General features: G+C 64.7%; 8 protein-coding genes. 5 read left to right on the forward strand and 3 right to left on the reverse strand.

The genetic code is table 11. The annotated features are described in order from the left end of the window. The first annotated feature begins 109 nt into the window (after positions 1-109). Together ABD831_RS05965 and ABD831_RS05970 are read left to right on the forward strand one after the other, a co-directional pair. Positions 110-934: an endonuclease/exonuclease/phosphatase family protein gene (locus ABD831_RS05965; protein WP_344942936.1), complete on the forward strand. Its 825-nt coding sequence runs from the start codon at positions 110-112 to the stop codon at positions 932-934. Between the two features lie 125 nt (positions 935-1,059). Next, entirely contained in the window at positions 1,060-1,533 is a 474-nt protein-coding gene (locus tag ABD831_RS05970) for a pyridoxamine 5'-phosphate oxidase family protein (protein WP_344942939.1), read from the forward strand. Positions 1,534-1,724: 191 nt separating this feature from the next. Here the strand turns inward: ABD831_RS05970 and ABD831_RS05975 are convergent, their stop codons facing one another. Then, positions 1,725-2,051: a hypothetical protein gene (locus ABD831_RS05975; protein WP_344942942.1), complete on the reverse strand. Its 327-nt coding sequence runs from the start codon at positions 2,049-2,051 to the stop codon at positions 1,725-1,727. 543 nt (positions 2,052-2,594) lie between these two features. On the opposite strand from ABD831_RS05975, the gene ABD831_RS05980 reads away from it, so the two are divergent. From ABD831_RS05980 to ABD831_RS05990, 3 genes are all read left to right on the forward strand, one after another. Beyond that, positions 2,595-3,125 carry a hypothetical protein gene (locus ABD831_RS05980; protein ID WP_344942945.1) on the forward strand — a complete coding sequence of 177 codons (531 nt, stop codon included), beginning with the start codon at positions 2,595-2,597 and terminating at the stop codon, positions 3,123-3,125. A 491-nt stretch (positions 3,126-3,616) separates the two neighbouring features. After that, the gene (locus ABD831_RS05985) at positions 3,617-4,042 is read left to right on the forward strand and encodes a hypothetical protein (protein ID WP_344942948.1); all 426 of its coding nucleotides are present in this window, start codon (positions 3,617-3,619) and stop codon (positions 4,040-4,042) included. A gap of 169 nt (positions 4,043-4,211) precedes the next feature. Beyond that, positions 4,212-5,159, forward strand: a complete 948-nt coding sequence (locus tag ABD831_RS05990) for a hypothetical protein (protein ID WP_344942951.1) — start codon at positions 4,212-4,214, stop codon at positions 5,157-5,159. A gap of 131 nt (positions 5,160-5,290) precedes the next feature. On the opposite strand, the gene ABD831_RS05995 is transcribed toward ABD831_RS05990, so the two are convergent. After that, a complete protein-coding gene (locus tag ABD831_RS05995) occupies positions 5,291-6,001 on the reverse strand; it encodes a uracil-DNA glycosylase (protein ID WP_344942954.1) in 711 nt (236 codons plus the stop codon). 161 nt (positions 6,002-6,162) lie between these two features. After that, on the reverse strand, positions 6,163-6,860 hold a 698-nt coding region (locus ABD831_RS06000; RefSeq protein WP_344942957.1), incomplete at its 5' end, for a hypothetical protein.

A 6,860-nucleotide genomic window follows, 5' to 3' on the forward strand; every position in this document is an offset into this window, starting at 1 on the left:
GTCTTGCGCCAGACAGACGCGATTGCGGACCGCATCACCGCCGGGTTCGATAAGAGGTATGCGCGTGGGCCTCATGAGCGACCCGGGCCGAGTTGCCTTGACGTGGCTCATGGCCCTCTCCATCAGCGGCCTCGCCGCCTGCGACGCTGGCCACGCGGCAAACGACCTGACCAGCAGGAGTCGGCCAGTGATCGGTTCGCTGGAAACGCCACTCCGCGTGTTGCAGATGAACCTGTGCAACAGCGGGCGCGCTGCCTGCTACACCGGCGGGCGTGCCGTCAGCATGGCGGTTGCACTGGTCCATCAGCACCGGCCCGGCATGGTCAGTCTCAACGAGGTATGCCGCGATGACGTTCGCGTCCTGAAGCAGGCGATGTCGGCGACCCGACCCGCTGGCGGGATAGCGTCAGCGTTCGCACCCGCGAAGGATCGCGCAGGCCAGGCCCCGGTGCTGTGTCAGAACGGTCAGGAGTTCGGTGACGCCGTCCTGGTGATGGTGCCCTCGCCAACGCCCGGTGTTCGTAGCGTCACCGGTGTCTACCCGGTGCAAGACTCCAGCGACGTCGAGGGACGCGTCTGGGCGTGCATCGATCTGCCCAAACGGTTCTTGGCCTGCGCCACGCACACGGCCAGCACGAATGCGACCGTCGCGCTCGAGCAGTGCCGATACCTGATCGGATCAGTGGTGCCGGGCATCAGCCACCGCGCCGCCGGTACGCCGGTCATCCTCGGCGCCGACCTCAATCTCACGTCTCGCGGTTCCCCGAGCGCACTGGCATGCCTGCCCGGCGGCTACCAGCGCACTGCTGACGACGCTGTCCAGAACGTCGTGTCGAGTCCGAGTATCGAGGTCAGATCGCGCTCCGTCATCGACATGCAGGGCACCACCGATCACCCCGGCCTGCTCGTCGACCTTGCCCTGCCTCACCAGTGAGAACGGCTGAATCCGCGCTGCGTCTCTATTTCGCTGCAGACGGGAGGGGCGGCTGGCGGCGTCATGACGCACGTTCTGTGTGCGCCGCGTCGGCGTGGCGGTCGTTCTCGTGTGACCATCCCGGTGTGAACGAAATCGTCGTGCGCGCTCGGAAGTTGGTCGAGGAGAACCAGTACCTCACGCTTGCGACTTCAGACACGAGTGGCAGGCCTTGGTCCTCGACCGTCTGGTACACCGCGTGGCAGCGGTCCCGGTCAGAGGAGATGCTGGCGGTCGAGTTCATCTGGCTGTCGAGGCCAGAGGCGCTGCACTCGCGGAATCTTCTGCAGCGGCCCGAGGTAGGCATCAGCATCTTCAACAGCGCCCAGCCTGCGGGGACCGGTGACGGCCTCCAGTTCGCAGCTCGTGCCGAGCCTGTCCCGTCGGCGCTGTTGGACGAAGTGGCTGAAGTGTTCTCCAAGGCTTCCTTGGCGGCCGGCGGCGGGGCATGGACTCGCGTCCAAGTCGAAGAGCCCGCACTGCCACGCCTCTATCTCGCGCGGACTGAATCGGCGTACCTCCTCGGCAACGGGACCAGGGTCGTGATTCGTCTTCCGTGAGAAATCGCGTGCAGGCAGACCCGTCAACGCGTGGTCCCCCTTGGAACGTCAGGCACGCTAGCCCTGCTCCCGTCGTTTCCGGTGCGTCCGCAGGCGGCGAACTGACGCAGACGGGTAGTTCTAGCGACCGCCTTCCTCGTGAAGGTCGCGGTTTACCCGGTTAGGGGAGACCGCGCCAGCAGCGGCGCCTCTCAGACAGTCTGAGTCGTGGGCTGGGGTTGTACGTCTGTCTTTTCTACAAGCTGTTCGACGACTTCCTCAGCCAGGTTCTCGTGGCGGCCGGCTTGGGCTTCCTCGTGCTGCTTCACCTCGACACGAGCGGCCTGCCACGCGGACCAGTGGCCCGAGACGAGAGCCCACAACGACAGAGCTGACACGTACACCACGGAGTTGACCCAGTGCGTCACCAGCGACACCGGGATCATCACGAGCCAGAAGATGGTGAACCAGCCGTTGACCCGGCGCATGAAGACCGGGTCGCCCTGAACGCTGGCCCAGAGAGACTTGATGACCGTCACCGAATACCTCCACTTCGCAAGGGCTGCGCGGCCGCAGCGAGCAGAGACTAGGGCCAGACGCTGAGAGTCCGCTACATGTCCGTCTGGGAAATCCGTCGCGTCTTGTTCGACCTGCAGAATGAGGTGCGGCCCGGCCCGCGGCGGAAAGACGCGGGACCAAGATCGATGGCGACGGCTAACGACCTTGAATGTGCGCTCGCGCGGTGACATGGCGCGAGGCACCCTGGCCCGCGTATTGCGCGACGCCGCCTGTTCCTTCCCCGCCCCCTGTCCCCATCGACCATTGATTTCGTCTGGCGGACGCATTTCACGATGCCGTATATGTTGACGGTGCTCACCGGGGAAACGTGAGACGTGCGGTCAGCGCAATGCGAGCCAAGATTGTCGGTTTTGCGTCGCATATCAGTCATGCACTGTTACGTTCCGATTTGTCGCTGCGATCGCGTCGACGAGACGAAATCCAGGAGCCGGTCCGCATCCCATGCCCTTTCGGGGCGAGGAAGTCCGTAGCGAAACCTGCACCCATTTCCCCGGAGGTTTCACATGCGTAGGGCTCTTCTTGCACTCTCGATCTCGGCGTCGATGCTCGTCGCTGGAGCGGCGATGGCCGACAGCGCGTCCGCGACCCAGACGAACACGACAACGGTCACGACAGCCATCGGGCCTTTCACCGTCCCCGCGACCGCTGACTACTACACGGTGCCCTCGTCCACGGCTCCCGTGAGCACCGGCATCGTGCTGCAGCCCGGGCAGACGGTGGCGCTCTCCGGCACCGGCTGGGTGGACCTGTGCGGCGGCGGCTGCCCGACGACGAACATCACGGACCAGCTCTTCGCGGGCGTGAACGGCACGTTCGGTCGGATCAACGCGGACGCCACCTACACCAACACGAGCGGGTCGGCCGGCGTCCTGACGCTGGCGTTCGGGGACACCTACTACAACTGGGACAACTACGGCTCGTTCCAGATCACTGTCACCTCCACCAGCACGATGGCGTGCACCCCGGGCAACGGCTTCGGCGACAGCAACCACCTGCACTGCGGCGCGCCGGGACAGCTGGCGAAGTCCGCCTGAGAGGTCCGCACGAGAAGGCCAAGCGTGGGCCCGGCACCGTTTGCCGGGCCCACGGCATCTCCCAGGTCCAAACGGGCCCCGGGACGAGGGGGCGAGTCCGTCGGCGCGCCAGAGTCCCCCGGGGCTGGGTCTATCGCCGCCGTCGGGGATTTGGGAGAGACGCTTCGAACTGACCGCCGGCCCGCTCGCAAGAAACTCAGCCCAACCACATTGATGACGTTCGCTCGTGCCACGAACGACGTGGTCGACTGCGCCGGTAGGACGCGGTCTTCAGGACGCGGGGCGGCGAAGACTTGGCGAACGAGAGGGTCCGGGCGAGGACCCACTGCCGCTGGGCGGAGGCCCCGGTGAGCGTCCTTCAGACTTAAGACACTGAGGCTCCACTGACGTGGTCCGTTTCTCGACCGGATTCCGACGAAATGCCTGACATCTGCCGGGCCGCACGGCACCCTGTGGCGAGTATGCCGTCCACGCGCCCAAGGAGGTCAGCCGTGCCGTTTGGAAAGACTCAAGAGCAGAAGGAAACCGAGGCTAGGGACAAGGCCCTGCGAGATGAGGCCGCTCGAGCCGAGCGTGAACGGGATGCCTTTTTGGCGAGCCCAATCGGTCAAGCCACCACTGCGAAGGAACAAGGGCAGGGCTTCTTCGAGATTCAGCTCAAGGTGGGGTCATCGCAGCGCGACAGCACAGTCTGGGGCGGCAACAACTTCGCCCTCTCCAAGGTCAAGACTCAGAGTCATGCGGGCACCCTGGCGGGAATCGAGGGTGTGGGCTGGCGACTCGAACACGTTGGATACGTGTTCATGGTCACGGGAGAAAGCAGTCGCGACAAGTTCATGTCCAGCGGCCAGCAGACGGCGGTGAGTGGAGAGCTCGTCGGCATCTATCTCTTTCGCAACGCCGACCCGGCGGTCTAGCCAGTTCGGGTCCCGAGCTGAACCGTGGCCTTGTCGGCCACACGCCCGGCTCGCGGCGATGTGACGCAGCTGCGCCGACCGCGGCCGACCCAGGTGTCCTACCGCTCACGCGTGCCCTGGCGAGCTCGAAACGATGCCGAACCGGCACGAAATGCGCGACGCTAAATGAGTGCGCGGAACGCTGGATACAAGAGCACCAGCAGTGAGCTGGCGGGAAACGCCTGTCCGTCTGGCGCTCACTACCGTCGCGGCAGCGATCGCAGGGGCCTTGGTGGAAACCACCGGCGTCAACCACACCGCCAACAGCGCCTCTTATGTGAGCTCGCCTGCGGCCAAGGTCCAAATGACCGTGTTCGTGTGTCTCTGGGCGGCGACTCCAACTGTGTGGGTCATCGGTCGTCAGGCATTGCAGGCCGTGACCTCCCTGGTAGGTGAGCACCGACTCTCCGATGTGCGGCACCGCTTCATCACCGTTGGCGTTGCGGTGCTCGTGGCGACTGCAGCAGGGGTGGCTGGCGCCTTCGCACGAGGCGCGGATACTGGGCTTTACCTAGGGCTGTGGCGGACCATGGCGACCTACGGCGTGGCAACTTTCGCCGCATACCCTGCGCTTCTAACCATGTGGCGCGCATGGCGCGCACTAGCACAGCGCATGGTTTCAGCCGCCGACCAGGTTGCCAGCGACACAGTGCGCGAGCTCGGGACCGTGCGTTGGGCGCTAGTCACTGCACTAGGCGCTGTCGGCGCCCTGGTGTCTATCGGTGTGTTTGCCACCGGAGCCCAACGACAGGCGTGGATCGCCTACTCAGGCGAGCCCGACTCATATCCGCCGGAGCTCGTGGTCGTGACCGGTCTTCTCCTCACCATCTTCCTTGCCATCAATTTCATCCCCGGCTGGACGAGTTGGCGCTCCGCGACCATCCGCGAACTTGAGACGCGGCTGCCCTCGGCGTACCCACCGCAACCGGCGTGGAGGGAACGAGCCGCCGAGCGGCAGGCATATGGAGAGCTACTTCAACTGCCGCAGAACCTGCGCGACGTCGCTTCGTCCGTTGTGGTTGTTCTCGGCCCGTTGCTCTCTGCCGCGGTGTCCCTATTCCTCCCAGCGCGCGGTTGAGGCAGTACCGCGGTCTGTTGCTCGCTCGGGCGCGGTCCATGCAGACGGGTATAGGCGTCCCTCCCATCGGAGTCGGCAGGCGGCGAATAGACGCGACTGCGGAGACGGGGCCGGCGGCCTGCTGGTCCCTGTCAATTCGCGGTTGGTAGGTCCCAGGCGACGGGCTCGAGCTTGTGTTTCCGCAGGAAGTCATTTGCCTCGGTGAACGGGTGACAATCGATGAACCGCCGCTCTCTGGTCTTGCCCCAGACAGCTGGATGGGCGGATCGAATCACCCTGTGTGGTGGCTCGTTGATCGGGATCGACGTTGCCTTGCGGATGGCTTTTGATCCCCACAAGAGGAACGCGACATGGTCGCAATCTTCGTTAAGGACCTGCAGAACGAGATCGGTGAAATGCTCCCATCGCCGAACGTGTGACCCGGGGTGGCCGTCCTCGACTGTGAGCGCCGTGTTGAGGAGGAGCACGCCGTTCTTTGCCCACGCGGACAGGTCTCCGTGAAGTGGTCGCTCGATCTGAATCGCTGAGTCGTCCTGAAGATTCGTATAGATGGTCCTGAGCGATCGGGGGATCGCCTCCTCCTCCGGGACGGAGAAGGCGAGTCCGTTGGCCTGCCCGGGGCGCGGGTAGGGGTCCTGCCCCAGGATCGCTACTCGAACGTCCTTCAATGTGGTCAGGTGGAACGCTCGGAACACGTCGGAGCGCGCTGGGTAGACGGCCACGGGACTCTGGTGATAGGTGTCAGCCACGAGCGCGTCGAGAACCTCTTGGTCGAGCCCGCGTTTGGCCAGCGCGGCGGCCCAGTCCTTGGGGAGCTTGGACGCGTCCGACCGGGTGGTCATGAGTGCCTCCTGAACCCGCCTTGGCGGAATGGCGGTCTCTCCCCATGCTCCTCCGCGTGAGGTGGCGATGAGCGCGCGGGTGCATGATGTCACCCCGACGGCAGGGCGACAGGCGGCGAAGTGACGCGGCGAGAAGACGCTAGGGCAAGCGCACGCAGGGGTCATGAAAGAGGGTTGTCGCGGCGTTTTAGGAACGGCGACCCAGACGCCACCGACAGATAGGTGTCCGCCGCGTACAGCTCGAGCCCCTCCGCCTCGTCCACGCGGCTCGCTGGAGGTAGCTGGGCCAAAAGGTCTGGATCAGACTCGTCCGCTCTCCGGTACACCTCACCAACCACTTCTTTGTCCCTTTCCAGGGCAAGTTTTGTAACGCGGGAGCGGAAGGTGCTTTCGACTTCTCGCTCCTCTTGCGCGCCCCCTGGTCGACCCCGTGTCTCCGCTTCTCGCGGAAAGACCTCTCTCGGATGCAGGTACCGCAGTTCCATATCTTGCTCAGCAACCTCGCTCGCAGCATTCCCCAGTGTGGCGGCGAGCCGAGCGCAAGCTGCGTACATTCGCTCTGAAAGCCCCAGCCGGATGCCGGTGCCCGAGATGGGCGCGGTAAGCATGTCGATCCCCAATCGAGAAGGACGCGCGCCGAAAGTTTCTGTCTCCCCCCAAGGATCCTCAGTCTCGTATCGCCACTGACGGGACGCGCGAGCGTCCTGATTCGCGACGTCCTCTTCGCCTAGATGTACTGACCGGGCACGTTGGTTGAGGGAATGCGACTTCGCGTTGTGAGCTGATGACATGGGAGGGCCTCCCGCGGTGGAGTGGAACTGCTCAAGGTTCACTTCGCCAAACAGGAGGCCCTCATGTC

This window comes from Terrabacter ginsenosidimutans (genome assembly GCF_039539425.1).
Taxonomy (GTDB): domain Bacteria; phylum Actinomycetota; class Actinomycetes; order Actinomycetales; family Dermatophilaceae; genus Terrabacter; species Terrabacter ginsenosidimutans.

What these genes read in the sequence shown, in the direction of transcription:
- ABD831_RS05965 (WP_344942936.1), top strand. Translation starts at nt 110, where the DNA reads ATGGCCCTCTCCATCAGCGGCCTCGCCGCCTGCGACGCTGGCCACGCG.
- ABD831_RS05980 (WP_344942945.1), top strand. Translation starts at nt 2,595, where the DNA reads ATGCGTAGGGCTCTTCTTGCACTCTCGATCTCGGCGTCGATGCTCGTC.
- ABD831_RS05995 (WP_344942954.1), bottom strand. Translation starts at nt 6,001, where the DNA reads ATGACCACCCGGTCGGACGCGTCCAAGCTCCCCAAGGACTGGGCCGCC.